Source organism: Labrys okinawensis (genome assembly GCF_002982075.1).
Classification (GTDB): Bacteria; Pseudomonadota; Alphaproteobacteria; order Rhizobiales; family Labraceae; genus Labrys; species Labrys okinawensis_A.
On the sequence record NZ_PUEJ01000001.1, the window covers coordinates 469547 to 493899 of the forward strand.

Below are 24353 nucleotides of genomic sequence, written 5' to 3' on the forward strand. Positions count from 1 at the left end.
TCACCCGTCGCCTCCTCCCATGACGACCACCCCCACCACGATCAGGCCGATGCCCGCCATGCGCCAGGCCGTGAGTTCTTCACCAAAGACATAGTGGGATGCGATGGCAACCACCAGCATCACCATGGCGGTGAGGGGAAAGCCGAAGCTGAGCGGAATGCGATCGAGGATGACCATCCAGGCCGAGAAGGCCCCGAGATAGCCGAAGACCCCGACGATGACCCAGGGATTGCGCGCTGCCTCCATAAGCCAGGCGAGGCCGAAAGGCAGATGTGCCAGCGCTTCGCCGCCGATCTTGAGGGCAAGCTGCGAGGTGGTCTCGAACGCCAGCAGGAACAGCCACGCAAACAGGGTCTTGTGGTAGCCCGGGCGCATGTCGGTTATCGCGTTGGTCATGCCGCTTCCTTCACGAGATTGGCGATCGCGGGATCGAAACGGTCCAACCGCACGAATTTGGCGACGACTTGCAACAGGGTGTTAATTGCCGGGTTGCGATGGCGGAAATATTGCCAATTGGGTTGCAGCCGGCAGCCCAGCCGCAGTTTGGGGCCGTAGAACGCCTGGCCGCTCTGATAGACGGGGATGCCGCGCTCGATGCAATAGCGGACATTGTGCAGCCAGCTGTTGAAATAGAGACTGAATTTCGGAACGACGGCGTAGTTCATGCCGATATATTTGTCGATCAGGCGGTCCGCCGTCTCGATCACGAAATTGAAGGCAACCAGTTCACTGCCGTGCCAGTAGAGGAAGACGCTGGCCTCCGGGGCCAGGAAACGCAGCAGATGCGGGAAATAGTCCGGCGGCAGATATTCGAATTGGAGGTCGCTGTGGGCGACCGTCTGCTCGTAGAGGGCGGACACTTCGCTGACCACGTCGTCGATAGTACGGCGCTGCTCGACGCGGATATCCTTGAAGGCTTTGAGCTTGCGCCGCATGTCCTTGCGGGTGGCCTTGCTCAGGCTCTCCAGATAGGCGTCGAAACTGGCATAGGGCAGGTCTAGCACGGCCGTCGGCAGGCCGGGCAGGCGGGTAAAGCCGTTCGGCGCAAGCGCGCCGCGCCACAGGCCGTCGTCGCGGGAAGGCGCGTCCTTGATGCCGAGCAGGCCGTAGCGCTTGGCCGCGCTGAATTCCTGCAGCGCGGTGACGATGCGCCTGAGCAGCGCCGGGCGGTCATAGGCCGGCACCTCAGGCGCGAAGCCGAGATGGCAGATCTCGGCAACCGGCGAGCCGAAGGCGATCAGGCGCAGCGACAGCAGGGCCGGCAGCAGGCGATGGATCTGGTTGGTGATCCGCTTCAGGACGCCCTGCAGAGTGGTGTCGAGGCGATATTCGGTGCCGAAGACGGGTACGACCGCGATCAGGCGGCCATCGTCGCGGATGGCCGCGTAGTACCAGGTGAAGCCGGGCGGGCCGGCCTCCTCACAGGCGCGATAGAAGGCCCAGTTTTCCGGGTCGGACGGAAAGCAGCGATTCCACTCCGCGCTGTCGAAGGCGGCGATCGAGTTTTCGACGATGGCGGTGAGGGTCATGATCGTCCTCGAGTGAGCGCCAGGCTCAGGCTGGGCGGGGCAAGCCGGCGAGGCTCGGTACGCTTGAGAAAGCCGATGGAATGATCGATCACCAACTCGCGCTCCTGGTCGAGCGTGATCATGTGGTAGCTGTTCTCCAGCAGGATCTTCTCGACATTGCCGCCGAGATGGGCGGCCAGATAATTGGCATTGCGGATGCTGGTGACGTCATCCTCGCGGGCATGCAGGACCAGGACCGGCATCCGCAAGGCTGGCAGGCGCGGCTTCAGGTCCCGGATGAGATAGAGAAGCTGCGCAAGGCTGCGGCCGGGCATATAGAGCAGCCCCGCCTCTTCGCTGCGGCCGGATTCCATGGCGGCCTGCACGCGGGCCCGCAGCCGGTCGTCCTTGATGCCGTAGGGAAAATTCTCGCGGAAGCGGAAGAAGCGCCCGAGCCCGAACAGGATCGCCGCATGCAAGAGCACGCTGCCGCGCGGCACGCTCCAGCCGTCATAGAACATGGTGGGCGAATAGAGCAGGCAGCCCGCCACCCGGTCGGACCGGTGGGACGCCACCAGCAGGGCCAGCAGAGCGCCCATCGACAGGCCGCCGACGAATACGGCGTCGTGATCCTGGCGGATCCGATCGAAGGCCTCGAGGGCGCTGGCGAGCCAGTCCTTCCAGCCGGTCGCGGTGAGGTCGGCTTCGCTGCCGCAATGGCCGGCGAGCTGTACGCCGTAGACCGAATAGCCGGCCCGCGCGAGACCCTTGGCGACCAGTTTCAGCTCGGCCGGCGTTCCGGTCAGCCCGTGGATCAGCAGGATGGCGGTAGGGCCGCCGGCATAGTGAAAGGCATGGGGCTGCGGGGGTGCCGGCAGGTTTGGGACCGCGGGCTTGCCGGTCGGGGGCGTATGGACGTTCATGCCGAGGTCCCCACGATGGCGACGCCTATGGCGATGAGGGCGGTGCCGAGCCAGCGCCGGCGCGATACCGGCTCCTTGAGGATGAAGCGGCTGGCGAGGGCGATGCCGCAATAGGAGAAGCTCGCCAGCGGGAAGGCCAGGCTCAGCGGCATGCGCGACAGCACGAACAGCCAGGCGCCGATCTCGATGGCGTAGGTCGCCACGCCCAGCCAGATCAAGGGCGTGGTCGCGACCTTGAGCCAGACCGGACGGGATGCATCCCCACCCGTGACGCCGTCGAGGCCTGCCTTGAAGCAAAGCTGCCCGACGATGTCGCACAGGATCGTGCCGAAGAGAACGAGGAAGGTGAAACCGTTCATAGGGCAGCCTCGAAGGCAGCAATCAGCCGCTCGTTGGTATGGGCATTGACGGAGAGATCGGGCGAGGCCTCGATGCGCGGCTGGTCGAGCCGGGATTCGATGAGCTTGAAGGGATTGCGGTGGCGGATCGGCGCGTATTCGCCGCAGATATCGGCGCCGACAACGCTGAAATTGGCTGCCAGGCGCCGGATGGCTTCGATCAGGCGTTGCAGCGGCAGTCCGCCCTGGTCCCAATTGGTCACGGCTTCGGTCGGCGGCAGCACGTCCTTGTCGATGGTGATCCAGATCCGCTCGGTCGGCACGCGCTCCATCAGGGCGCAAAGGAAGCCGCCCCAATCCTGATCCACCAGATTGTGCCAGCGGATCAGCCCGTCGCCGGCGACATGCCCGGCGCCGCTGCGCACGGCCTTGCGGGTTTCCGAGGGAGCATGCCACCAAGGGAAGAGTTCCAGCCGTCCGTTCGACAGCGCCTCCAGATTGGCTCCTTTGCGGTCGGGACGCACGAGATCGTCGCTGCAGGGGCCGATGGTGACGACGCGCTGGACATGCGGCAGAGCGAGCGCCTCGTTGACCCAGGAGCCGCAATGGCGGCGGGGCATGGTCCAGCACCAGTCAGGGTGATTGTCGAAATGGACCACGGTGAGCGGTCCGGGGACCGAGGCGATGAAACTGGCGGTGAGGTGGTGGAAATCGCCCGAGCCGACCAGCGTCAGCGCCGGCCGCGGCGAGGCGGGGAGGCCGGCCAAGAAACTCTCGAAGGCGGCATAGGCCTGGCGGCGCGCCCACAGGCGCAGGGCCGGGCCGAGAGAGCGCAGGTCATGCAGGACCGCCTGGCCCGACTGCAGGCGCCGGGCGATCGGCCCCTGGCCAGGCAGGCTGCCGTCGAGATCCAGGATCCTGATCGGCATCATGGCAGCACCGGGCCGGACAAGCGGGCCTCGAACAGAACGGCAGGCTTTTCATGGCCACGGAAGGTTCCATCGCAGGCGCGGGCGGACAGGCCGGACAGCCCCGTGGCGCCGAGGCTTGGCAACCATGCTGCCAGGAGCCGGGTGACCTCGGCGAAGTCCCGGTAAGGCAGGTGCACGATACCATTGGTCCGGCAATGATCCCGAAGGCCAGCCTTGGCAAGGACGAGATCGACGACACCGGCCGCGCAATAGTCGGAACGGCCGTCGCCGATCAGGATGGTGCTATCCGTCTCCGTGCCGCCGGTGGAGCGCACGGCTTCGCATTTGCAGGTTCCCGCCCTCGAATGACAGGCTGGCGAGGCGTGCGGGCTGAGCATGGCATGACGATCCCCGGCCAGGAACATCAGGCGATTGGCGATTACGGGCAGGTCGCCCAGGCCGACGCGTGACAGGATCCGACGGATGGCATAGTCGAGGCCGTCGCTGACGATGGTCGGCTCGATGTCATGGCCCCGGCAGAAGGCAACGAAACCGACAAAACCCGGATCGATATCGACGGCGTCGAGCAGGCGATCGAGAGCGGGGCGGCTGCAGTGGAGCAGCGCGACCTCGCGGGCCATGCAATCGGCGGAGCCGATCAGGCCCGCCTGCCATTGGGCTTCGATGTCGAGCCAGCCGGGAGCCGCGAAAGCCTCGAGCAGCATGTCAGTCACGTCGCGGGTCGCGATCGTTCCGTCGAAGTCGCAATATATCCGATACGCCATTTCACGATCCGCTGGCAGGAGATTTGCCCCTTCATCGCAAGATGCGTGCCAGTCGGCCTTTGCCCAGGATCGCGAACCGGTCAGCCGGTCTTCAGACCCACCCCTTTCAAGGTGTTTGGGCCAAGTCGCGGGAAAAGGCTGGGAAAAGGCATCGAGACCCCTCATCCGCCCCTTCGAGGCACCTTCTCCCGCAAGGGGAGAAGGCAATTTTCGAGCGCGACGCCACGAAAACTGCCCCCTTCTGCCCTTACGGGAGAAGGTGCCAGCAGGAGGATGAGGGGGTTTGGGAGACGAGCTCCCGCCGACGGGAAATGCCGAGCCGAAGATCGGCACACCACCTCGTTTTCCTCGTTTCCTCCAAATTGCGAGCTACAAGTTTTGTAGCTCGCCTCAGGAAATGTCGGGGCGCTGGCTGCCCTCGGGTTCGCGCTTGCAGCACGCAATACGCCAAAAGCCCGGGCGACATGCGGGCATTCCCGGTCTTGGCGATCTTGGCACGTTCCTTGCGGTTGGAGGGCAACCGCTCTGTTGGTTGCCCGACCAGGCGACCGAACCAGGAACGTTCAAGATGCGCATTCTGCAATATTCAAAATGGGACTGGGTGCCCGTCGTGCTCGGCACCGTTCATTTCCTCGCCGTGATCGGGCTGTTTCTCGTCTTCCCGCATTTGTCGTGGTGGAGCTTCATCTGCCTGGCACTGATCTATTCGCTGTCGATATCCTGGAATATCAACAGCATATCGCACAACTTCATTCATAATCCGTTCTTTGCCAGCCGGACCTTGAACGTCGTCTTCAGCTTCATGCTGTCGATCACGCTCGGTTTTTCGCAGGCCATGTACAACTTCGTCCATATGCGCCATCACAGCGGCAATATGGACAGGCCCGACGAGGCCGGGAAAACCATCGACTACCTGTCGATCTACAAGCATGGCCACGACGGCAAGCCCGAAAACGTCTGGTCCTATACCTTCCTCAGCTATTTTCGCGATGACCCGGCCGAGATCCTCCGGGCCATGGCAGTCAGGCGCCCGGGCGAGGCCCGGCAGGCCAAGTTCGAACTCGCCGTGATGATCGGCTTCTACCTGGTGCTGGCGCTGCTCGACTGGCGCTTCATCCTCTGCATGCTGCCCTTCAACTATCTGGGCCAGTGCCTGTCCTCCCTCAACGGCTATTATGAGCATTTCGGCGGCGATCCGGAAAAGCCGCTGGCCTGGGGCGTGAGCACCTATGAAAAGGTCTACAACTGGACCTGGATGAACAACGGCTACCACGCCGAGCATCACTACAGGCCCAAGGTCCATTGGACCAAGATGGCGGAGCTGCATCGCACCATTGCTGCCGAGCAGGAAGAGGCCGGCACGCGGGTGATCCGGCCACCCCATCCGCTCGGCTTCCTCGACGCCGATCTCGCCCAGCACTGAGGCGCGCGCCGATCATACGCCCCGCCTTGCCAAAGCCCTCCTCAATCGAGACAATCCCGTGAATTACATCAGCCCCTCCCTCACGCGTACCGCCACCAGCGCCTCCCTGTTCGAAACGGCGCGCCATGTCATTCCCGGCGGCGTGAATTCGACCGCCCGGGCCCAATGGTCCGGCTGGCTGCCTTATCCCTTGTTCGTCGAGAGAGGCGAGGGATCGCGGCTCGTCGATGCCGACGGCAACCACTATATCGATTATCTCCTCGGGCTTGGCCCGATGATCCTGGGGCATCGCCCGCGCAAGGTGACGCGGGCCGTGGTCGATTTCATCGAGCAGCGCGGCACCGTCTTCGCCTTGCCGACGGCCGACGAGGCGGTCCTGGCCGAAAAGATCGTGGCTGCGGTCCCCGGCGTCGAGCAGGTGCGCCTGTGCAATACCGGCACCGAGGCGGTGCTCTATGCCACCCGCCTGGCGCGGGCCTTCACCGGGAAGCGCAAGATCATCCGTTTCGAGGGCATGTATCATGGCTTTTCCGACGGCGTGTATTGGAGCAAGCACCCGCCGATCGACAAGGCAGGGCCCGATCACAGCCCCAAGGCCGTGCCGCAGGGGCCCGGCATGCCGCGCGGCGTGGAAGAGAACCTGATCATCCTGCCCTGGAACGATGCGCAGGCGCTCGCCGATGTTCTGGCCAAGCATGGCGAGGAGATCGCCGGCATCATCACCGAGCCGGTGATGTGCAACACCGGCTGCATCCTGCCCAGGCATGGCTATCTGGAGGCGATGCGCGATCTCGCCACGCGGCATGACGTCGTGCTGATCTTCGACGAGGTCATCACCGGGTTCCGGCTTGGCCTCGGCGGCGCCCAGGCGCGGTTCGGCATCCGGCCAGATTTGTCGGTGTTCGCCAAGGGGCTCGGCGGTGGTTTCCCGGTGGCGGCGCTCGGCGGCAGGAAGGAGATCATGAGCCTCGTCGCCGACGGCACGGTGTCGATGGCGGGCACCTATACGGCCAACGGTATTGCGGTCGCTGCCGCCAATGCGGCGCTGGACGAACTCGGCCAGGACGGGGTCTATGGCCAGCTGGATGCCGTCTCGGACGAGTTGAGGACCGGGCTCGACCTCGTCCTGAAGCAGGCCGGGCTGCCGGCCTACACAGTCGGCGTGGGACCCCTGATGCAGGTGTGGTTCGCCAGCAAGCCGATCCACAATTATCGTGACGCCGAACGTTACGCGGATCAGGGCCTGTTCCGGCGCTGGTTCGAGGGCATGCTGGAGCGCGGCGTGCTCTTCCATCCCGGCGCCTACGAGAACCTGTTCGTATCGACGGCCCATAGCCGCGAGGACATTGCGGTCACGCTGGCGGCCGCCAAGGATGTCGCCAGCGGCCTCGCGCGGACGGTGTGATCTCTCGGGCCGCCCGGTGGCCTGCATCTGGCGGCCCGCTGTCACGCGCGATCGATCATCCCTGCGCGCCGCCATCGAAGACAAGGGAGCGGTGCGCGGATACGCCCGCCATCACGCCCGCAGCCGAAGCCATCGTCGCATTTGCCATCATGCTGGTGACGTCGCCGGCGGCAAAGACACCCTCGATGCTGGTGCGCTTCTGGTCGTCGACGCTGATGAGGGGGCCGAGAGGCCCGTCCTCGATCCGGCAGCCGAGCTGCTCTGCCAGCGGCGACGTCAAATATGTCCGCGGCGCGGTGAAGACGGCCTCAACCGGCACTGTCAGGCCATTTGCGGATCGGACGGCCTCGATGGCCGTGCCGGTGCCGAGGATCTCGACGGCCGGGCTGTATTCGACCTCGATATTGCGGGCGCGGAACAGCGGGAGGAGGTCCTCGTCGGGCTCGAACCGGCCCTGGGTGAAATAGACCGTCGGGCCCCAATCCGACACCAGCACGGCCTGATGGGCCGACATCGGATGGTTGGCGATGACGCCGAGGCGGCGATCCGCGACCTCGAAGCCGTGACAATAGGGGCAGCTGAAGATGGAGAGGCCCCAGCGCTCGCGCAGGCCGGCGATCTCCGGCAGTGCATCCCCGACGCCGGTCGCCAGGATCAGCCGCCGGCCGCGTGCGACGCCCTTTTCCTTCAGCTCGACCTCGAAGAACGCCCCGTTCCGGCGGGCCTGCTGGGCCTGGCCAGCGAGGAAGCCGAACGTCGGATAGGCGGAGAGCTGGGAAAGCGCGGTGCCGATGATCTCGCGCGGCGCGCGTCCATCCTGGCCGAGAAAGCCATGGGCGCTCTCCACGAAACGGTTTCGCGGCAGGCCGGCGTCGATGAGCAGCACCCGGCGGCGGGCGCGAGCGAGCTGCATCGCCGCGGAAACGCCGGCAAAACTGCCGCCGATGATGATGACGTCGTGGGGAGGGCGGTCGGCATTATCGAGGAGCGACGCGGTCATTGAAGCACCTTTGAGTCGGCTTGAGAAGCGGTTCTCCGGCAGGTCCGCCAGATACGTATCATTGAAAGTTACATGATAGCTTGGCCGAGGAGGAACGCAACTTTTATTGTTACGAGACCCTATTCCGGGTATCTCTGAAGCGGCGGCCGGTCATCGGCCACGACGCCATGGCCGGATTGGGAAGGCTGGAAGGAAGGAACCGAAATGGCTCGCGACAGCCGGTTGTCACGCATGCTCCATGTGCTGCTTCATATTGATCAGGCCGAACGCGGGCTGACCTCGGACGAGATCGGCCGGATGCTCGACACCAATCCCGTCGTGATCCGCCGCACCATGGCGGGCCTGCGCGAGCAGGGCTATGTGACCTCGGAGAAGGGCCATGGCGGTGGCTGGAAACTCGCCCGGCCTCTCGATCAATTCACTTTGCTCGACGTCTATGCCGCGATCGGCGAACCGCCCATATTCGCTCTCGGCCTCTCCGACGACCACCCGCAATGCCTGGTCGAGCAGGCCGTGAATGTCCGTCTCGACGATGCGCTCGGCGAGGCACGCCAGTTGCTGCTCGATCAGTTTGCCAAGGTGACGCTGGCCGACCTCTCCGCCGATTTCCGGGCACGCTTGGCCGCGCATGGCGAACGCCGGTGCGACGCACAGCGGGAGGAGCGCTAGAACAGCCCGCGGCGCGGACGGGGAGGAGCTCAGTCCATCTCCTCTGTCTCCATTCGCCCCGGCGGGCTGCGGACGAACGTATCCTGCGCGCCCAGCACGCGTCCGTCCTGGGCGCGAAGCTCGAGCCTGCGCACGGGGAGGGCGGTCTTCTTGTCCACCAGCAGCACATGGGATTCGTCCGGCTCGAAGAAGAAATCCTCCCCCCATTGCCGCAGGGCCACCAGCACCAGAAACAGGCCGCGGCCCTTCTCGGTCAGGACATATTCGTGATGGGGGCTGCCATCACTGGCAGGCACCAGATCCATGATGCCGTGGCTCACCAGATTGCGCAGCCGCGCCGCGAGGATGTTCTTGGCCAGACCGAGATTCTTCTGAAATTCGCCGAACCGGCGCAGACCGTCGAAGGCGTCGCGCACGATCAGCAGCGACCACCAGTCGCCGATCGCATCCAGCGGCCGGGCGATCCCGCACAGGGATTGCTGGTGGCTTATCCTCTTGGCCATGGCATTGCGTCCATCATCCTCGTCCACATCGGGGAAGGCTCGCCCGACGAAACAAGCTCCGTCTGTTCCTGCTACCCTTGTCTAAAGCATATGGGTTGCAAATTGAAACCACAAGATTTATCGATCCCATGGTTTCAATCTAAAACCGTGGATACAGGATATTCCCATGATCGAAGCAGAGGCCACCTTCGATGGCACTTTTCCATTCGCCCCGCGTTTCAGCAGCGCCCCCGGCTTTCGCATGCACTATGTCGATGAAGGTCCGGATGACGGCGAGCCCGTCTTGTGCCTGCATGGCGAGCCGACCTGGGGCTATCTCTTCCGCCATCTGGTTCCTGTTCTGAGCCAGACGCATCGCGTGATCGTTCCCGATCACATGGGCTTCGGCAAGAGCGAGACCCCGGAAGGACGCAGCTATTGGCTGCAGGATCACATCGACAATCTCGAGCGCTTCGTCCTGGCGCTCGACCTCGGCAATATCACGCTCGTCATGCACGATTTCGGCGGTCCTGCCGGCATGGGGCTTGCCGCACGGCAGCCGCAGCGGATCCGCAGGATCATCTCGGCCAACGGACCGACACCCTTTGGCCATGCCGATCTCCCCGAGCGCCTCAGCGCCAATGCGCAGCTATCGCCCTGGTTCCGGTGGATTGTCCAAGCCCATGCAGGCGGCGTACTGAGAAGCGTGCTCGGCCAACTCGGCTTCAACATTCTGAGCACGTTGAAGCTCAACGGCTTCGAGAACAATGCCGTCATCACCGACGCCTGGCTCTCGGCCTATGGCGCGCCCTTTTCGAATCCGGCTGAATGCCTGGGCGCAATCGGTTGGGCGGAGGGTTTTGCCTTGGGCACCCACCAAGTCGAGCAGCCCAGCCCGGCTGCCATCGAGATCATCCGCGACAAGCCGGCTCTGGCGATCTGGGGAGAGGCGGACCGTACGCTCCACGCCGAGCATTTCCTGCCGATGTCCTCCGAACTCTTCCCGCGGGCGCCTATCGAGCGGCTCAAGGGAGTCGGCCATTATTGCTTTGAAGACACCCCGGACGTCGTTGCCGCCCTGATCCGCGATTTCATTCGCCGGTCGTGAGATCGCTCGGATGTGCCCTGCGGCGACCGTCCTGCTCCCCTGGTGCAGACGCTCTCCGCCGCCCTGCGAAGAAGCCGGAGCTCGCCATATCGAGGCCATGCCGCCAAGCTAAAATGTCGAAATGTTTTCCGAATTCTTAAGATGAAAAGATCTATGTAAGAGTCTGAAAATATACACTCATTGACATTGCCAAGATTGCGCAGGGCGACGATGTCGCCGGGCGCAATCCGCTAGGACAGCGTCAGATGGGTTGTCGCCGATCAAACACCGCCATGAGGAATTCGCCATGCCTGCAGGCCAGTTCAAGCCTTTCCTTCCGTTCCTGCCTGTCGCCATGCTGGCGCTGGCGGCTTGCGCCTCCAATGCCGCGCAGCCAGGGCAGTCTGCGACCTGCGTGGCCGAGGCGGCGCAGCGTCTGGTCGGCCAGCCCAAGCCAACCGACGATGAAGCCAGGAAGCTGACGGGCGCCCCGATCGTCCGCCAGATCAAGCCGGGCCAGGCCGTTACCTTCGATTTTCGCCAGGACCGGGTGACCATCACGACCAACCCCGCTACCGGGCGGGTGGTCAGCGCCGGTTGCGGTTAAAGGGCCCCTTCCATCGCCTCGGACGAGTGTCGATGCAACAACCTGGCTACATCCAGCTCCGACCGTCGCCGCTGGAGCAGCCATAGGGCGGCAGGCGGTCGCCGAAGCGCTTCTGCAACTGGTAGCAGCCCCATTTGCGCAGGGCCATCGGCATGCGGCTGTTGAGCTCGATGCCGACTTCGTCGAGCGGGTCTTTGGCGGCCGTCACATAGTCGTACCAGCGATAGCCGGCCGTGCCGACGATGGCGATGACGGCCACCATCACGATCATGATGAGTTTTCGCAAGATCAGCATATTCGATACCTCAGGCAGGGCGCATTCGGAGCTGGGGGCATGTCTGCCCTAGTTCCCGTTTCGAGCCTCTTTGCGACTGCGGCCGATTCCGTCAAATCGCAAAAGCTCCAGGGCTTGACGAGGCCCTATAGCGACGAGCGGAATTTCTGCTGAAGCGCCATCACGGCCCGCCCTTTTGCGTTGAAATCGTCGAGGAGCGGCTGCAGGGCCGTCAAAGTCTTCTGATCCTTGGCGGTTATCGTCATGCCAGCGACCTCGAGCCTGTCCTTGTTGCCCGCGATGAAGTCGGACAGCCGCAGGGCGGCAGCGGTCATGTCCCGGACCGGCGGCAGCATCTGCTTGACGTTGTCGGCGACCGCCGTCACGTCCCGCTCATAGGCCTTGTCGAAGACGATCTTGAGATCCTCGGGCTGCTTGAGCTGTTCCTTGGCGGCATCGGCCTTGGCAAGGGCCTGGTCGATGGCACCGCCAAGCTCGTCGATGAGATTCTGCACGGCGACCAGATCCTCGCGCCGCGACGCCAGATCGCTCATCGAACGGATGGAGCCCTTGGCCACGATGGCGCCAAAGCGCTGCTGCAGATTGCCCGGCCCACCGGACGGGCCTGCCGCGAAGTCGGTGATGATGGCGTAGTCCTTGACGTAGGGACCGAAGGCGTCCTTCTGATTGCCGCTCAATTGCGGCACATGGGCGCCGGGCTTGTCGAGAATGCGGGTCTGCAGGAATTCGATGAATTCCTTGCGCTGGCTGGACTCCTGGTCACCGCAGGCGGAAAGGGCAAGGCAGAGCAGGATTCCCAGAAGCAGGACAGGACGGGCGAACAAGTTCATACTATCGATTCCAGGCAATTTGAATGGAGTGATTAGATAAGGATCTCTAGATAGAGCATTGAAATCATGTAGATTTCTAATTTTCTTAAGGCGACACGGGAAGAAGCGAAGGAGGAAAACGGGAGGAAAGGCGGGGCAGGTCTACCTAGCATGCCGGATCGTCCGTTCAAGCCCGATGCGCTACCAGGTCGGCCTGGAAATTCCGGCGGCCGGCGCAGTCCGGGGCTCGACATTCCCGGCATTGTTCATTGAAGACGAACATATTGAGGCTTCCATGCGCGACGAACCCGCGGCGCCCTTGCTTTCTTCGACCGTTTCTACGCCTGTCGCGCATTTCCTGCGCGAAATCTGGCAGGCCGTCGGCGGTGACGCAGCGCATCTCAGCCACCTTGCGATAGAAGGTACCGGCGCTCTACCGTCCACATTTCACGTGACCGATCTCGCCGGCGCGGCGGTGGGGGCCGCCAGCCTTGCCATCGCCGAACTGGCATCGCTGCAACAGGGCAAATTCCCCGCCGTGCAAGTCGACCGGCGGCTGGCCTCGTTCTGGTTCCTCACCTCGCTACGGCCGGAGGGCTGGTCGATGCCGCCGCAATGGGATGTGGTGGCCGGCGATTATCGGGCGGCGGATGGCTGGATCCGGCTGCACACGAATGCGCCGCATCACCGCGAGGCGGCCCTGGCTGTGCTCGAGACGCCCATTGACCGTGAGGCGGTGGCTGCGGCCGTGGAGCAATGGCAGGCAGAGGCCCTCGAGACGGCCATCGTGGCCAAGAATGGCTGTGCCGCTGCCATGCGCACGCTCGACCAATGGGCCGATCATGCGCAGGGGCGAGCCGTCAATGCCGAGCCGCTGCTGCACCGCAGCAGCAGCGCCGGCGGTCATCGATCGCACGTGCTGCCGTTGCCGGGCCGACCCTTGCAGGGCGTCCGGGTGCTGGACCTGACGCGCATCCTTGCCGGTCCCGTTGCGACGCGCTTCCTCGCGGGTTTCGGAGCCGAGGTGCTGCGCATCGATCCTCCCGGGTGGGAAGAGCCGGCCACCGTGCCGGAGGTGGTGCTTGGCAAACGCTGTGCCCGGCTCGACCTGAGGAATTCCGACGATCTCCATGTGCTGGAACGACTGCTCGCACAAGCGGACGTGTTCGTTCACGGCTATCGGCCTGATGCCCTGACCCGCCTCGGGCTCGATTCCGCGCGCCGCCGCCAACTCAATCCGGGGCTGATCGATGTCTGCCTGGACGCCTATGGCTGGAGCGGCCCCTGGCATGGGCGGCGGGGCTATGACAGCCTGATCCAGATGAGCACGGGGATCGCCGACGCCGGCATGCGGGCGGCGGGGCGCGATCGTCCGACACCACTGCCCGGACAGGCGATCGACCATGCCACGGGCTATCTCCTCGCCGCGGCGGCCATTCGGGGGCTGGTGGAACGGTTGCAGACGGGGCGGGGATACGAAATACGTGGATCTCTGGCGCGAACCGCTCATCTTTTAGTTTCAACTAGAAACCAATTGCGTGAAGCGGAAGCATTGGCACCTGAGCAACCCTCCGATTGGTCGGCTTCCATCGAGCAGACCGGCTGGGGGCCGGCCCGCCGCCTTCGTCCGCCGGTTGCGATTGCGGACATTCCCATGAGGTGGGATTGTGCTGCTTCGAAACTGGGATCGTCAGCTGCCGCCTGGCTGACAGGTTGAAGCCTAATGCACTGGCGGCAGCAACGCTTCCCTCGAGTGACCAGGGAATGTCGGTCGCGCGATCGATATTCCTTGGCTATTCCACCAAATTGCAAAACGCTTCAGGACTTGGCCAGGGAAGCACGTTTTTGGGCCGGATGGTTCCAATAGGTCGTCTGGCCGCGATAGGCCGAGACCCCGGCAATGGCCGTGGTCACGAGGGCGACCGCAAGTGTCGCCACGATACAGGTGGCTAAGCAATGCTGGTGCCGGGCAATCCCCCGGCCGGCCTTTCCGGATCGGTTTTTTCCCTCGATGAGGTCCAGCAACGTCTCTTTCCGCACCAAGATTTCGCCCTCGAAAATGTCGACATGACGTAACGACAAGCCAGGACGCTGGAGGGCTCGTCAGTGCGATTTCGCACATCGCGATCTTCGTACGGCCGTAATGGCTGGAAAGGCGGTCGAGAGCGGGCTGCTGGTGACGTTATGACACAGCCCTGAGCCGGGAAGTTCGGGACCTGGGCGCGATGGGCCGGGTTCGATGGCGCAACCCTCAGAAGCCCTTGCCGCCAGTCCCCGGTATGGCGGCAGGCGGTTCTCTGCCAGGAATCCGAGTTATCGCCGGCGGAGAAACCTCGCACATCGCGAAAGAACGGTTTGCGGGACGCAGCGGCGCTTTGGCTGCAGTTCGAGAAGCTAGCGTGGCCCTCGTGCAATTCGACGGGAGAATGCCGCCGTTTCGCGGACCGGTCCCGAAGCGCGATCAAGAGGTGCAATGATCCTGCAGGAGTTCCGGCTTTACGACTTGGCGTGGGGAGAAGGAGCGATATTTCGTATTTCGTCGCATCTGGCGGTTTGCCAAGCACGGTCGAGGGTGTAATGCTGCCCGCGTTCCACGACTCGCAAACAACATACATTCCCGAATGAAGCCCCCGTCCAAGCCTTTCTTCGTCGAGGTCAGGCGTTCGCGATCGATTCCGGCCCAGGCCTCTCCACCCCCGCGACCGACGTCGTCCTGGGAGGATGCACCTGAGCCTGCCGGTGCGCGATCCAAGGCCTGGCAACATGCTGAGCAGTTCTTTCAGCCCCGAGCCGCCGACTCGGCGCCGGAGGCCGAACGCCCGATATCCGCTCCTGTGGAGCCCGCGCCCGTTCCTGTCCAGGCAGCGCTTGAGCGGAAGGGTAGGGCTGTCGCTTCAGGACAGGCCGAAGCGCGCGACGAGGAGGGTGACAAGACTGTCGCCAAGAATACCGCTAAGCGCAGCCGGAAGGTGGCGAAAGCCCCGGTGCCCGAGCCGGATGAGGCGAAAATCGTTCCGGTAAAGAAGGCGCGCAACAAGAAGGTATTGCCCGAAAAGCGTCTTTCCGTGCAGTCGCAGTCGGCACCTTACGCGGAGTTTCTGAACGGTCAGGAGCCGTCGCTCTCTTCCAGCCAGCCCGAGAAAGCGAGGGCAGCCTCGCGTAGCAGGACGGCTGACGCTTCGACCGCATTTCTGGATGCTGCCTCCGCCGGGGATGCGATGGAAGAGCCTGGGCGCAAGCCCCTGTCGGCACGGGCCGCCCGTTCCGCAGCCAAGCCTGGGGAACGCTGGACGTGCCGGTTGCGGCATGTACGCCGCAATCTCGGCTCGGGCCGTCCTGGACAGTTGCGGCCGTAGCTTCGTCTGCCAGGCCTCAAGCACGTCATCTGTCGACCGGTGCAGTTGATGCCATTCATCAGCCTGCTAGGCTGCGCAACGGGTTAGGAATACGGCTCGTCGGCGTGGGGGAGGATGGTGGATACGGAACAAGGCATTCTCAAGGTCTCCATTGCCGCCACTCTTTTCGTTGCTCTTTTCGGCGTGCTGTTCGGTCTTCTTTCCGGCTCCTTCTCCATCGTGTTCGACGGCGTATATGCGTTGCTCGATGCCAGCATGAGCGGCCTCGCGCTTGTGGTGGCCCGCTTGATCGCCGCCAATTCGGCCCCTGCCACCGCCGTGGGAAAGTTGCATGAGCGTTTCACCATGGGCTTTTGGCATCTGGAGCCGATGGTTCTCGGCCTCAACGGTGCCATGCTCATCGGGGCGGCCATCTATGCGATGATCAATGCCATCGGCAGCCTGATGGTCGGCGGCAGAGACCTCGAATTCGGATATGCCATTCTCTATGCCGCCGTGGCCCTGGCCGCCTGCATCGCCATGGCGGTGATCGAAACCCGCGTGAACCGGACCATACGCTTCGATTTCGTGGCGCTCGATGCCAAGGCCTGGATCATGTCGGCTTCGATCACCGGCGCGCTTCTTCTTGCTTTCTGCATCGGCCATGCCATCGAGGGTACGCGCTTCGACTGGCTTACGCCCTATGTCGACCCCGTGGTTCTGCTTCTCCTCTGTCTGGTCATCGTCCCTCTGCCGATTTCGACCGTAAGGCAGGCCCTGTCCGAAATCCTTCTGGTGACGCCAGCCTCCCTCAAGGACCATGTCGACGCCGTTGCCAGGACCTTCGTCGCCAAATACGGCTTCCTGACCCACAAAGCCTATGTCGCAAAAGTCGGCCGGGGTCGCCAGATCGAACTCTATTTCATCGTGCCGCCCGGTCGGCCCGCCATGCGCCTGGAAGAATGGGACCGGATTCGCGACGAAATCGGCGAAGCGATCGGTGGCGAGAGCCGGGATCGCTGGCTGACCATCGCCTTCACCACCGATGTCGAGTGGGCGGTGTAAGACCACGAGAACGGCAGGTCCATGTGGCTGACATGAACATCCACGATTATCGATTTACATCAATAAGTTAAGTTTATAGTTTGATGCTCTGGACTAGGAAATAGTTGGCCGATTTGCGTCACTGCAGGCGCACGCCAATTGAGGCAGTCAGTCCAAATCCATCGCAGCCGGCTTGCGGCGTCGCCAGTGGCGCCACGAAATTGCTTGCGAACATGTCTGCGCATGCGCAAGGACATCGCGAAACGACCGGCAGTCACGTACTCCACGACGCAGCTCTTGGTCATGAATCAGGTCTTGGTCGTGAATTGGCTCTTGGCCCACGAAATGTTTGGAGGCGGCGGTCCATGCTTCAAGTCGTCAGGCAATCGGGCGATGTGCTGGTGCTTGGTGCCGGCATCGTCGGTGTCTCGGTTGCCCTGCATCTTCAGAAATTGGGACGATCCGTCGTTCTTATCGACCGTCGCCCCCCGGGGGAGGAAACCAGCTACGGCAACGCCGGTCTGATCGAGCGAGCCAGCGTCATTCCCTATGGCTTTCCACGGGAGCTCTCGACGCTTGTCCACTATGGGCTGAACCTTTCCGCCGACGTGCGCTATCACTGGCGCTTCCTGCCCAAGGCCCTGCCGTGGCTCGTGCGCTTCTGGTGGGAGTCCTCGCCCAAGCGCCTGCGCCGGGCAGCCCTCGACATGCTGCCCCTGATCGAGCATTCGGTCGAGGAACATGCCAGGCTGATGGCCGATGCGGGCATTTCCGACCAATTGCGGCTGACCGGCTGGATGGAGGCCTATCGCAGCACCGCGGCCTTCGAAAAGGCCTGCTCCGCAGCCAGGCAACTCGACGAGTTCGGCCTGAACTATGATCTGCTCGGAGCCCCTGCGCTGCGCGAAAGGGAACCGAGCCTGGCGGGTGTGTTCGCGGGCGCGGTCCATTGGCGTGATCCGGCCACCATTGCCGATCCCGGCCGGCTGGTGAAGGAATATGCCGCGCTTTTCAGCCGCAATGGCGGCAGCTTCGTCGAGGCCGACGCCAGCGCCCTGCGGCAGGAGGAGGATGGCTGGAGCCTGGAAACGCCCGACCGGCATTATCACGCCCGCGAAGCGGTCGTGGCCCTCGGACCGTGGTCGGACCGGCTCTACACGAAATTCGGCTATCGGGTGCCGCTGGCGGTCAAGCGCGGCTATCACGTGCATTTCAAGCCCGCGGCCGGCGCCGTGCTCAATCGCCCCATCGTCGACATCGAGCGCGGCTATCTGCTGGCGCCGATGACCCGAGGTATCCGGCTGACGACGGGAATCGAGTTCGCCTCCCGCGATCACGCGCCGACGCCGGTTCAGCTCGACCGCACCGAGCCGCATGCCCGTGAGGTGTTTCCGCTCGCTCAGCGTGTCGAGGCAGCGCCCTGGATGGGATCGCGCCCCTGCCTGCCGGACATGCGCCCCGTGATCGGCCCGGCGCCGCGCCACAAGGGCCTCTGGTTCGCCTTCGGTCATAACCATCACGGTTTGACGCTCGGCCCGGCCACGGGACGGCTGCTATCGGAAATGATGGCGGGGTTGCCGACTTTTGCCAATCCCGCGCCTTTTGCGATGGACCGGTTCGGCTGAGAAACAAGGCGGCTCTGGCGCTGCCAGGTTCAGCCGTGAGCGCGCTTTTCCCCAGCTGGCAAGGTGCTGCGGATCTTGGCGAAGAGGGCGGCCGGCAGAACCGGCTTGTGCAACAGGGGAATGCCGCTGGCTTCTGCTTCGCGCAGCCGTTCGGGTGCGGTGTCACCGGTGATCAGAATGGCCGGCAGGCCCGGAATCTGCTCCCGCAGGATGGCAATCGCCTCGGCGCCGGTACGCTGCTCGCGCAGGCGGTAGTCGCAGATCACCAGGTCCGGCGGCAGGCGGCCGAGGCAAAGCCGCGCCTGCTCGATGCCTTCCACCGCCTCGCACTGCGCGCCCCAGGTCGTCAGCAGGCGTAACATGCCTTCGCGGACGGCTTCGTCGTCGTCGATGACGAGGATCCGGCAGGGTGCACCCAAAGTCGTATGGTCGTTGGCGGGTGCGGCCGGCACGGGCTCGGCCTGCCTGTCCGGCTGCCTGGCTGCGAGCGGCAGGATGAGAGCGAATTTGCTGCCGCGGCCAACCACCGAGCGCAGTCGCAATTCGTGATTGGCGGCCCGGGCGAGACGCTCGGTGATGGCCAACCCCAAGCCAAGCCCCTTGCGGCGGTCGCGTTCTGGATTGCCGAGCTGATGAAACTCGCGAAAGATCTCCTGCTGGTTGTCGGCGGCGATGCCGATGCCGCTGTCCCAGACCTCGACATGCACCTGATCGGAACGGCGGCGACAGCCGATCAGCACGCCGCCGCGTTCGGTGTAGCGAACGGCGTTGGAGATCAGGTTGCGGAGGATCAGCTCCACCAGTGCCGGATCCGATTCCACCACGACATCGGTATCGCGCTGGCGGTAGACGATGCCCTTTTCATCCGCCGATGGAGCAAGCTCGGTGCTGATCCTGTTGAGCAGGGGCTGAAGCTCGAAGCTGCGCTTGCTCACCGTGACGACGCCGGCTTCCAGACGCGAGAAATCGAGCAGGGTGTTGAGCATGTCGCCCGAGGCACTCGAGGCGGCGCGGGCATTGTCCAGGATCGCACGCTGCTGTGCCGTCAACGGGCTGCGAGCGAGCACTTCCAGGAACAGGCCCTGGGCATGGATGGGTTGGCGCAGATCGTGGCTGGCGGCGGCCAGGAATTTCGATTTGGCCTGATTGGCCGTTTCGGCCTCGAGACGGGCAGCCTGGGCGATGGCCGTCTCCTGGCGCAGGCGCTCCACCAATTCGTTGTTCTCGAACCTTAGCTCCACCATTTTTTGGAAGGTCTGCGAAGCGCTTCGCGCCGAAGCGATGATGGCGATGCAAAATAAGACGCTGCCGATCGCCATGCCCCAATACATCGGATCGCCGAGCGTGACCAATTTGAGGGCCAGCATGGCGATGAACGCAATCGAATAGCCGACAAAGGCCGGCAATACGGGGGCCATGAAGGTGAGCGAGCCGGCCTGGATGCCGGCCATGAAGCACAGGAGCAGCGCGATGGCGAGAGGGGAAGCCTGGTCGAAGGCGATCCAGGGCAATATGCCCCGCAAGACACCGATCGACGTGGCGAGCACGATGGTATAGCGCTGGTAGCGGCCGGCCTCTGCAACGGGATCCGGACTGTCGCGAAAGCGGCTGGCGAGCAAGCGCAGAAACGGTACGGGCAGAAAAGAGCAGACGGCCCAGATTGCCAAGGGGAGCACCGGGGCATTCAGGGCGAAGATGACGGCCATCGCCGCGTTGCCGATGCCACCGATGATGAAGGCAAACGGAGCGGTGCCCAGCATGAAGCGAAGCTGCTCCGCGGCGATGCGGGCGGGAACAGGCCTGAACCAGTGCACCGCCATTCAGCGTATCAGGCCGCGGTCGCGTGCAACAGCCACGGCCTCCGCCCGGCTTGCCACATCGAAGGCGGCCAGCAGCGCCTGCACATGCACACGCACCGTATTTTCCGAGAGGTTGAGATGCCGCCCGATCACCTTGTTGGAATAACCCCGGCTCAATTGGTCGAGAACCTCGTATTGGCGCGGCGTGAGCTGGGCCTGGGTCCTGGCGACCGACTGGACCGTCTCGCCAGGGATGGTCTCGCCCCGCAGGGCGCCCTCCACGGTGGCGACGATACGATCGGTCGGCTCCGCCTTGGACAGGAAGGCGGCGGCGCCTTTGGCGAGGGCTTCCGCCCGGGTGCCGACATCGTCATGCGAGGTGAGGATGATCACTGGCGCGCCGGGCCAGCGCCGCCTGAATACGGCCAGCCCTTCCATGCCGCTGAGGCCGGGCATCTCGATATCCAGCAGCACCGCATGAGGCCGCACCTGATCCTCCGCAATGGCCTGGGCGATCGAACCGGCTTCACGGATCATGGCATGCGGCAGCCCCTGCTCCAGCACGAGGCGCAGACCTGCGCGCAGGAGCGAATGATCGTCGATCAGGAGCAAGTGCAGCGGTGATGAAGCGTGCATGACACTTCACTTTAGGCCAGTTGCCGGGCTTAGACCATTAGTCCATGCAGACTAGTCCAAGACAGACTATGGAAAAGGGGCCAGGAAGTTCCTAAAGTCATTTTGACCAACGGGTTGGAGTTGAGTGGAGCAACTTGGCGGGATTGGTCTCACGACGAGTTTGCAAGCCTGCTCAGGCTGGAGCGCTTGGCGCAAGAGAATTTCGGATAGGCGGGGTTTTTTGCCTCGCTGATCTATTGCCTATCCCACTCAAACGAGCTGCGCTTTCAAGGGTAGCCGGCGGGAGGTGGCGCACTATGTGCTTGGGCAATTCGCTGCCGAAGTTCTCATGGCCCATTATTCTTGCGGAAAGATCCCTTTCGTGGAACCGATACCCACTCCCAATCTTCCCGAACAGAGCCGGCAGGGCGCGCCGTGGGCGATTGCCGTCATCGATGAAAAACAGCTCACCCGTAGCTGCCTGACGCACAGCCTCATCGCCGCTGCCCCGGCCTTTACTGTGGTCGGATATGCGAGCCTGCAGGATTGGCACCAGAATGGGGGAGGGCACGCACCCTGCATCGCCCTGCTTTGCGGCACGGGCCAGAAGGCAACCGAGGCGATCGTCGACCTCGATCTGGCCTTTGTGGCGGAGCATTGCGATGATGTCCGGGTGATCGTCGTTTCCGATGTCGAGGATCCCCGGCTGATCGTGGCGGCTCTCGGCAAGGGGGCCAGGGGCTATATCGGCATGAGTTCCAGCCTCGATGTCGCCCTGGCGGCCATACGTCTGGTGGCGGCGGGAGGTGTATTCGTTCCGGCAAGCGGCTTGTTGCCTTTGAAGTCACGCGCCGGATTCGCCGGTGAAGAGAGCCCGGATGAGGGCCTGTTGCGACAGGCCGCCTTTACGCCCAAGCAACTGGCGGTGATCCAGCGTCTGCGGCAGGGGGAATCCAACAAGATCATTGCCTACAAGCTGAATATGGAAGAATGCACCGTCAAAGTGCATATCCGCAACATCATGCAGAAGATCCGCGCGCGCAACCGCACGGAAATCGCCTACATGACCAACAATCTTTTTGAGGGCGATGCCAACTGATCCGATCGGAGACGACGGCGGAATTCCGGCGCTGTCGCGATAACCGGGAACCCGCGCCGTGGGCTTTACGGCGTATCCGTTTCAACGATGCGGACGCCGGATCGCCGGGCCCGTGCGACCAGGTCTGCGCAATCCTTTCCGCCCGGAAAGGCAACCACCAGGAAGGGCTCGTAGCAGTTGAGCATATGCTCGTTGCGCAGCGGCCCGGCGCACACGCCATATCTCAGCCAGGAGGCACGCTCGACGATCGACTTCATCCGATGGGCGACGGCCCATCTGGCCGCCAGCAGGTCGGCGCCGCGCTTGCCGGCATGAACGATACGAAACTCTCCCTCATCCGCGAGCAGGCGGTCCAGGATGGCGAAGACGCGCTGCTCGTCGACGGCACCATCATCCCCACAGACGAGGACGGTCCTGGGCTTGGCCGGCGGGTTCGCGGCCTCCTGGTTGGAACCCTGCGCTGGGGTGGGAGATCTGTCGTGCCTATCGAGCGTCATGGCTGCCACCGGCGGGACCAGCGACCGCATTGAGGTGCGGTTCTTCTGGATGTCTTCATGTCGACGTGTTTTCTTGAACCGAACGCCTATCGCCCCCCAATGCCGGCTAGGTGTCGGATCGGGTCGTGGCTGCAGGCCTTCTGTGCTTGCCATTAGATCTGCAACCCGCGTGACAGGGATGTGATCCGGTGGCCCCGTGCCACGTCCACTATCGTCTGCAGAGGCGGAACGGGCGCGGCGGGGCTCGTTGCGGGCAAGTGCCCCATCAACGCCCAACTCTCATGCCATCTTCGAAGGGACGTCATCGCTTTCCTTGCCCATTGGTACGCGCCGCCCTTGTTGAGTATCGCCGACGCCCTCATCCATGCCCTGACCTCCATTATCCTCGCCTTGGCAGCCATCCGGGTGACGGGCATCCTTGCCCTGACGGTGGCAGGCCTGCTGGTGGCGGGTGCGGTGGCGGCCAAGATCCGGCGAAGAAAACGCAGTTGAGGAGGCCGGCGGCGTTTCAGATTGCGCGCGGACGAGCTATCGGATCCGATCTTCCGCCGTCGGCTCATGATAGGTTGCCAGAACCTGCCGCAGCTTGCGGCCCAGCAGGAAAAGGGCCGTCAAGCCTGCGCACAGGCCCGAGCCGAACGTGACGATCTGCAGGGTGGACAGGTGACCATCGAGGCTGGCGCGCAGTCCGGCACCGGCGGCCACCTGCAAGGCGATGCCGGGCAGGATGCCGAGCCCGGTCGCAGCCAGAAAGGGGCCGAAGGCGGTCGACGTCGAACCGAACACGAAGCTCACGAGGCTCGAAGGCGCGATTGGCGCGAAACGGCATAAGAGCACGATACGCCAGCCACCCAGGCGAACGGCTTCGCGAAGCGGGGCCAGCAGGCGCCAGCGCCGGCTAAGGCGATGCCCATAGCGGCGGCCTACCGCAAGGCCGAGCCAGTAAGCCACGGACGCACCGAGGATGGATCCGGTTAAGGCGAGCGGGATGCCGTAGAGACCATAGGCGGAGCCGGCAACGATGCAGAGCGCGGGCCGGGGCAGCAGGGAGACGGCACTGACGAAGAAGAGCAGCAGCATCAAGGCCGCGCCCCACTCGCCGGCAAAACTCAATAGATCCGCCTGCATGCCCAAACCAGTCCCGGTGCCGTTTATCGTTCATACCGTGTCACCGGCAGGATGCAACCTCGAGGGCGCTTGCTCAAGGGCCATTCACCCCGCCTGCGGCTGGATGCGGACGCGAACCTGTCAGAGGATGGTTTCGAGAATACTGGCTGCGTCGCCGATATCGGCCTGGACGGCGCGAACCGCGCCGGCTTGGTCGCCTTTTTTCAGCGCCTCCACCAGGACGCGATGGTGCTTGTTCGAGACGACGAAATTGCCGCGTTCCTGCAGCAGGTTGAAATAGGGACTGACCTGGAGCCAGAGGCTTTCGATGATGCCGATCAGGGTTTCCGAGCCGCTCGCCTGATAGATCTCGAAATGAAGAGCCCGATTGGCGCGCAGATAGATCTTCCGGGCTTCCTTGTTCGGCTTGATGTTGTCCATTTCTGCGACGAGTTCATCCAGCCGGGCGAGCGTTGCGGGCTGGAGATTGGGCACGGCCCAGGATACGGCCAGTCCCTCGATCTCCAGGCGGGTCCGCGTCAGGTCCGCCAGTCGCTCCCGGGTCAGATGGGGAATGCCGAGGCTCCGCCCCGCCACCACGGTGAGCGCCTTTTCTGCCGTGAGGCGCAGAATCGCTTCGCGTACCGGCATGGCACTGACGCCGAAAGCATCCGCCAGCCACTGGATGGTGATCGACTGGCCCGGTGCCAGGTCACCATTGAGGATCAGTTCCTTGGCCTGGCGATAGACGTCCTCCTGCATGGTGGCGCGCTGCACGCGCACGACCGAGAGCGGCTCTCGTGCCTTGGACCTCGTTTCGCTCATGGAACCTCCGCATTGCAATCCCGGGGCGGGATTCTCGTCTTGTAGGTCGGTTCGGCGTTTGGAGAAAGCGCCGGCAGGCTTGCTAAAATTCTGATCTTTGATTTATGATCAAAAGTAGCTCACAGAAGCTGACTTATCAACGAGTCGAAGTGCCCGCCGCAACGA

At 63.7% G+C, this 24353-nt stretch carries 25 protein-coding genes; 10 read left to right on the top strand and 15 right to left on the bottom strand.

Features of this window, described 5'->3' with window-relative positions; genetic code table 11:
• The 6 genes from C5L14_RS02180 to C5L14_RS02205 are packed head-to-tail and all read right to left on the bottom strand — an operon-like array spanning position 1 to position 4465.
• Positions 1–396, bottom strand: a complete 396-nt coding sequence (locus C5L14_RS02180) for an EamA family transporter (RefSeq protein ID WP_105860376.1) — start codon at positions 394–396, stop codon at positions 1–3.
• Entirely contained in the window at positions 393–1529 is a 1137-nt protein-coding gene (locus C5L14_RS02185; RefSeq protein WP_105860377.1) for a GNAT family N-acetyltransferase, read from the bottom strand. Before C5L14_RS02185 ends, C5L14_RS02180 begins: the two co-directional genes overlap by 4 nt.
• The gene (locus C5L14_RS02190; RefSeq protein WP_105860378.1) at positions 1526–2431 is read right to left on the bottom strand and encodes an alpha/beta hydrolase; all 906 of its coding nucleotides are present in this window, start codon (positions 2429–2431) and stop codon (positions 1526–1528) included. Before C5L14_RS02190 ends, C5L14_RS02185 begins: the two co-directional genes overlap by 4 nt.
• Positions 2428–2790 carry an EamA family transporter gene (locus C5L14_RS02195; RefSeq protein WP_105860379.1) on the bottom strand — a complete coding sequence of 121 codons (363 nt, stop codon included), beginning with the start codon at positions 2788–2790 and terminating at the stop codon, positions 2428–2430. The genes C5L14_RS02190 and C5L14_RS02195 overlap by 4 nt, the downstream gene beginning before the upstream one ends.
• The gene (locus C5L14_RS02200) at positions 2787–3701 is read right to left on the bottom strand and encodes an arginase family protein (protein WP_210203194.1); all 915 of its coding nucleotides are present in this window, start codon (positions 3699–3701) and stop codon (positions 2787–2789) included. The genes C5L14_RS02195 and C5L14_RS02200 overlap by 4 nt, the downstream gene beginning before the upstream one ends.
• Positions 3698–4465 (bottom strand): MtnX-like HAD-IB family phosphatase, encoded by a 768-nt coding sequence (locus tag C5L14_RS02205; protein WP_181160980.1) that lies wholly within the window; start codon positions 4463–4465, stop codon positions 3698–3700. The genes C5L14_RS02200 and C5L14_RS02205 overlap by 4 nt, the downstream gene beginning before the upstream one ends.
• Positions 4466–5033: 568 nt before the next feature.
• On the opposite strand from C5L14_RS02205, the gene C5L14_RS02210 reads away from it, so the two are divergent.
• Positions 5034–5888 carry a fatty acid desaturase family protein gene (locus tag C5L14_RS02210; RefSeq protein ID WP_105860381.1) on the top strand — a complete coding sequence of 285 codons (855 nt, stop codon included), beginning with the start codon at positions 5034–5036 and terminating at the stop codon, positions 5886–5888.
• A 58-nt stretch (positions 5889–5946) separates the two neighbouring features.
• On the top strand, positions 5947–7293 hold the full coding sequence (locus tag C5L14_RS02215) for an aspartate aminotransferase family protein (protein ID WP_105860382.1): 1347 nt from the start codon (positions 5947–5949) through the stop codon (positions 7291–7293).
• A gap of 55 nt (positions 7294–7348) precedes the next feature.
• Here C5L14_RS02215 and C5L14_RS02220 read toward each other — a convergent pair whose 3' ends face one another.
• Positions 7349–8293 carry an NAD(P)/FAD-dependent oxidoreductase gene (locus C5L14_RS02220; RefSeq protein WP_105860383.1) on the bottom strand — a complete coding sequence of 315 codons (945 nt, stop codon included), beginning with the start codon at positions 8291–8293 and terminating at the stop codon, positions 7349–7351.
• Between the two features lie 204 nt (positions 8294–8497).
• Between C5L14_RS02220 and C5L14_RS02225 the strand changes: the two genes are divergently transcribed.
• Positions 8498–8962 (top strand): Rrf2 family transcriptional regulator, encoded by a 465-nt coding sequence (locus tag C5L14_RS02225; RefSeq protein WP_105860384.1) that lies wholly within the window; start codon positions 8498–8500, stop codon positions 8960–8962.
• A 29-nt stretch (positions 8963–8991) separates the two neighbouring features.
• Here the strand turns inward: C5L14_RS02225 and C5L14_RS02230 are convergent, their stop codons facing one another.
• Positions 8992–9465, bottom strand: a complete 474-nt coding sequence (locus C5L14_RS02230) for a winged helix-turn-helix transcriptional regulator (protein WP_105860658.1) — start codon at positions 9463–9465, stop codon at positions 8992–8994.
• 166 nt (positions 9466–9631) lie between these two features.
• On the opposite strand from C5L14_RS02230, the gene C5L14_RS02235 reads away from it, so the two are divergent.
• The gene (locus C5L14_RS02235) at positions 9632–10552 is read left to right on the top strand and encodes an alpha/beta fold hydrolase (protein ID WP_105860385.1); all 921 of its coding nucleotides are present in this window, start codon (positions 9632–9634) and stop codon (positions 10550–10552) included.
• Positions 10553–10838: 286 nt separating this feature from the next.
• Positions 10839–11138, top strand: coding sequence for an I78 family peptidase inhibitor (locus tag C5L14_RS02240; RefSeq protein WP_105860659.1), 300 nt, complete (start codon positions 10839–10841; stop codon positions 11136–11138).
• A gap of 46 nt (positions 11139–11184) precedes the next feature.
• Here the strand turns inward: C5L14_RS02240 and C5L14_RS02245 are convergent, their stop codons facing one another.
• Together C5L14_RS02245 and C5L14_RS02250 are read right to left on the bottom strand one after the other, a co-directional pair.
• The gene (locus tag C5L14_RS02245) at positions 11185–11433 is read right to left on the bottom strand and encodes a hypothetical protein (RefSeq protein WP_245443183.1); all 249 of its coding nucleotides are present in this window, start codon (positions 11431–11433) and stop codon (positions 11185–11187) included.
• Between the two features lie 125 nt (positions 11434–11558).
• On the bottom strand, positions 11559–12263 hold the full coding sequence (locus C5L14_RS02250; protein WP_105860386.1) for a DUF3053 family protein: 705 nt from the start codon (positions 12261–12263) through the stop codon (positions 11559–11561).
• Between the two features lie 175 nt (positions 12264–12438).
• Here C5L14_RS02250 and C5L14_RS02255 point away from each other — a divergent pair, with 175 nt between their 5' ends.
• From C5L14_RS02255 to C5L14_RS02270, 3 genes are all read left to right on the top strand, one after another.
• Positions 12439–13959: a CoA transferase gene (locus C5L14_RS02255; protein ID WP_245443185.1), complete on the top strand. Its 1521-nt coding sequence runs from the start codon at positions 12439–12441 to the stop codon at positions 13957–13959.
• A 1756-nt stretch (positions 13960–15715) separates the two neighbouring features.
• Positions 15716–16642 carry a cation diffusion facilitator family transporter gene (locus tag C5L14_RS02265; RefSeq protein ID WP_105860662.1) on the top strand — a complete coding sequence of 309 codons (927 nt, stop codon included), beginning with the start codon at positions 15716–15718 and terminating at the stop codon, positions 16640–16642.
• A 344-nt stretch (positions 16643–16986) separates the two neighbouring features.
• On the top strand, positions 16987–18246 hold the full coding sequence (locus C5L14_RS02270; RefSeq protein ID WP_105860388.1) for an NAD(P)/FAD-dependent oxidoreductase: 1260 nt from the start codon (positions 16987–16989) through the stop codon (positions 18244–18246).
• A gap of 29 nt (positions 18247–18275) precedes the next feature.
• Here the strand turns inward: C5L14_RS02270 and C5L14_RS02275 are convergent, their stop codons facing one another.
• Entirely contained in the window at positions 18276–20066 is a 1791-nt protein-coding gene (locus C5L14_RS02275; protein WP_245443187.1) for an ATP-binding response regulator, read from the bottom strand.
• Positions 20067–20681 carry a response regulator gene (locus C5L14_RS02280; protein ID WP_105860389.1) on the bottom strand — a complete coding sequence of 205 codons (615 nt, stop codon included), beginning with the start codon at positions 20679–20681 and terminating at the stop codon, positions 20067–20069. It abuts the gene before it with no gap.
• Between the two features lie 361 nt (positions 20682–21042).
• Here C5L14_RS02280 and C5L14_RS02285 point away from each other — a divergent pair, with 361 nt between their 5' ends.
• Complete coding sequence (locus C5L14_RS02285) at positions 21043–21759, top strand: LuxR C-terminal-related transcriptional regulator (protein WP_181160981.1); 717 nt, start codon at positions 21043–21045, stop codon at positions 21757–21759.
• Between the two features lie 65 nt (positions 21760–21824).
• Here C5L14_RS02285 and C5L14_RS02290 read toward each other — a convergent pair whose 3' ends face one another.
• Entirely contained in the window at positions 21825–22286 is a 462-nt protein-coding gene (locus C5L14_RS02290) for an SLOG family protein (protein ID WP_181160982.1), read from the bottom strand.
• 309 nt (positions 22287–22595) lie between these two features.
• Here C5L14_RS02290 and C5L14_RS30235 point away from each other — a divergent pair, with 309 nt between their 5' ends.
• Entirely contained in the window at positions 22596–22748 is a 153-nt protein-coding gene (locus tag C5L14_RS30235; RefSeq protein WP_181160983.1) for a hypothetical protein, read from the top strand.
• 36 nt (positions 22749–22784) lie between these two features.
• Here the strand turns inward: C5L14_RS30235 and C5L14_RS02300 are convergent, their stop codons facing one another.
• Both C5L14_RS02300 and C5L14_RS02305 read right to left on the bottom strand, forming a co-directional pair.
• Positions 22785–23384, bottom strand: coding sequence for a TVP38/TMEM64 family protein (locus C5L14_RS02300; protein ID WP_105860393.1), 600 nt, complete (start codon positions 23382–23384; stop codon positions 22785–22787).
• A 120-nt stretch (positions 23385–23504) separates the two neighbouring features.
• On the bottom strand, positions 23505–24188 hold the full coding sequence (locus C5L14_RS02305; RefSeq protein ID WP_105860394.1) for a GntR family transcriptional regulator: 684 nt from the start codon (positions 24186–24188) through the stop codon (positions 23505–23507).
• Positions 24189–24353 lie beyond the last annotated feature (165 nt).

What these genes read in the sequence shown, in the direction of transcription:
- C5L14_RS02180 (WP_105860376.1), bottom strand. Translation starts at nt 396, where the DNA reads ATGACCAACGCGATAACCGACATGCGCCCGGGCTACCACAAGACCCTG.
- C5L14_RS02185 (WP_105860377.1), bottom strand. Translation starts at nt 1,529, where the DNA reads ATGACCCTCACCGCCATCGTCGAAAACTCGATCGCCGCCTTCGACAGC.
- C5L14_RS02190 (WP_105860378.1), bottom strand. Translation starts at nt 2,431, where the DNA reads ATGAACGTCCATACGCCCCCGACCGGCAAGCCCGCGGTCCCAAACCTG.
- C5L14_RS02195 (WP_105860379.1), bottom strand. Translation starts at nt 2,790, where the DNA reads ATGAACGGTTTCACCTTCCTCGTTCTCTTCGGCACGATCCTGTGCGAC.
- C5L14_RS02200 (WP_210203194.1), bottom strand. Translation starts at nt 3,701, where the DNA reads ATGATGCCGATCAGGATCCTGGATCTCGACGGCAGCCTGCCTGGCCAG.
- C5L14_RS02205 (WP_181160980.1), bottom strand. Translation starts at nt 4,465, where the DNA reads ATGGCGTATCGGATATATTGCGACTTCGACGGAACGATCGCGACCCGC.
- C5L14_RS02210 (WP_105860381.1), top strand. Translation starts at nt 5,034, where the DNA reads ATGCGCATTCTGCAATATTCAAAATGGGACTGGGTGCCCGTCGTGCTC.
- C5L14_RS02220 (WP_105860383.1), bottom strand. Translation starts at nt 8,293, where the DNA reads ATGACCGCGTCGCTCCTCGATAATGCCGACCGCCCTCCCCACGACGTC.
- C5L14_RS02225 (WP_105860384.1), top strand. Translation starts at nt 8,498, where the DNA reads ATGGCTCGCGACAGCCGGTTGTCACGCATGCTCCATGTGCTGCTTCAT.
- C5L14_RS02230 (WP_105860658.1), bottom strand. Translation starts at nt 9,465, where the DNA reads ATGGCCAAGAGGATAAGCCACCAGCAATCCCTGTGCGGGATCGCCCGG.
- C5L14_RS02235 (WP_105860385.1), top strand. Translation starts at nt 9,632, where the DNA reads ATGATCGAAGCAGAGGCCACCTTCGATGGCACTTTTCCATTCGCCCCG.
- C5L14_RS02240 (WP_105860659.1), top strand. Translation starts at nt 10,839, where the DNA reads ATGCCTGCAGGCCAGTTCAAGCCTTTCCTTCCGTTCCTGCCTGTCGCC.
- C5L14_RS02245 (WP_245443183.1), bottom strand. Translation starts at nt 11,433, where the DNA reads ATGCTGATCTTGCGAAAACTCATCATGATCGTGATGGTGGCCGTCATC.
- C5L14_RS02250 (WP_105860386.1), bottom strand. Translation starts at nt 12,263, where the DNA reads ATGAACTTGTTCGCCCGTCCTGTCCTGCTTCTGGGAATCCTGCTCTGC.
- C5L14_RS02255 (WP_245443185.1), top strand. Translation starts at nt 12,439, where the DNA reads ATGCGCTACCAGGTCGGCCTGGAAATTCCGGCGGCCGGCGCAGTCCGG.
- C5L14_RS02270 (WP_105860388.1), top strand. Translation starts at nt 16,987, where the DNA reads ATGCTTCAAGTCGTCAGGCAATCGGGCGATGTGCTGGTGCTTGGTGCC.
- C5L14_RS02275 (WP_245443187.1), bottom strand. Translation starts at nt 20,066, where the DNA reads ATGGCGGTGCACTGGTTCAGGCCTGTTCCCGCCCGCATCGCCGCGGAG.
- C5L14_RS02280 (WP_105860389.1), bottom strand. Translation starts at nt 20,681, where the DNA reads ATGCACGCTTCATCACCGCTGCACTTGCTCCTGATCGACGATCATTCG.
- C5L14_RS02290 (WP_181160982.1), bottom strand. Translation starts at nt 22,286, where the DNA reads ATGCGGTCGCTGGTCCCGCCGGTGGCAGCCATGACGCTCGATAGGCAC.
- C5L14_RS02300 (WP_105860393.1), bottom strand. Translation starts at nt 23,384, where the DNA reads ATGCAGGCGGATCTATTGAGTTTTGCCGGCGAGTGGGGCGCGGCCTTG.
- C5L14_RS02305 (WP_105860394.1), bottom strand. Translation starts at nt 24,188, where the DNA reads ATGAGCGAAACGAGGTCCAAGGCACGAGAGCCGCTCTCGGTCGTGCGC.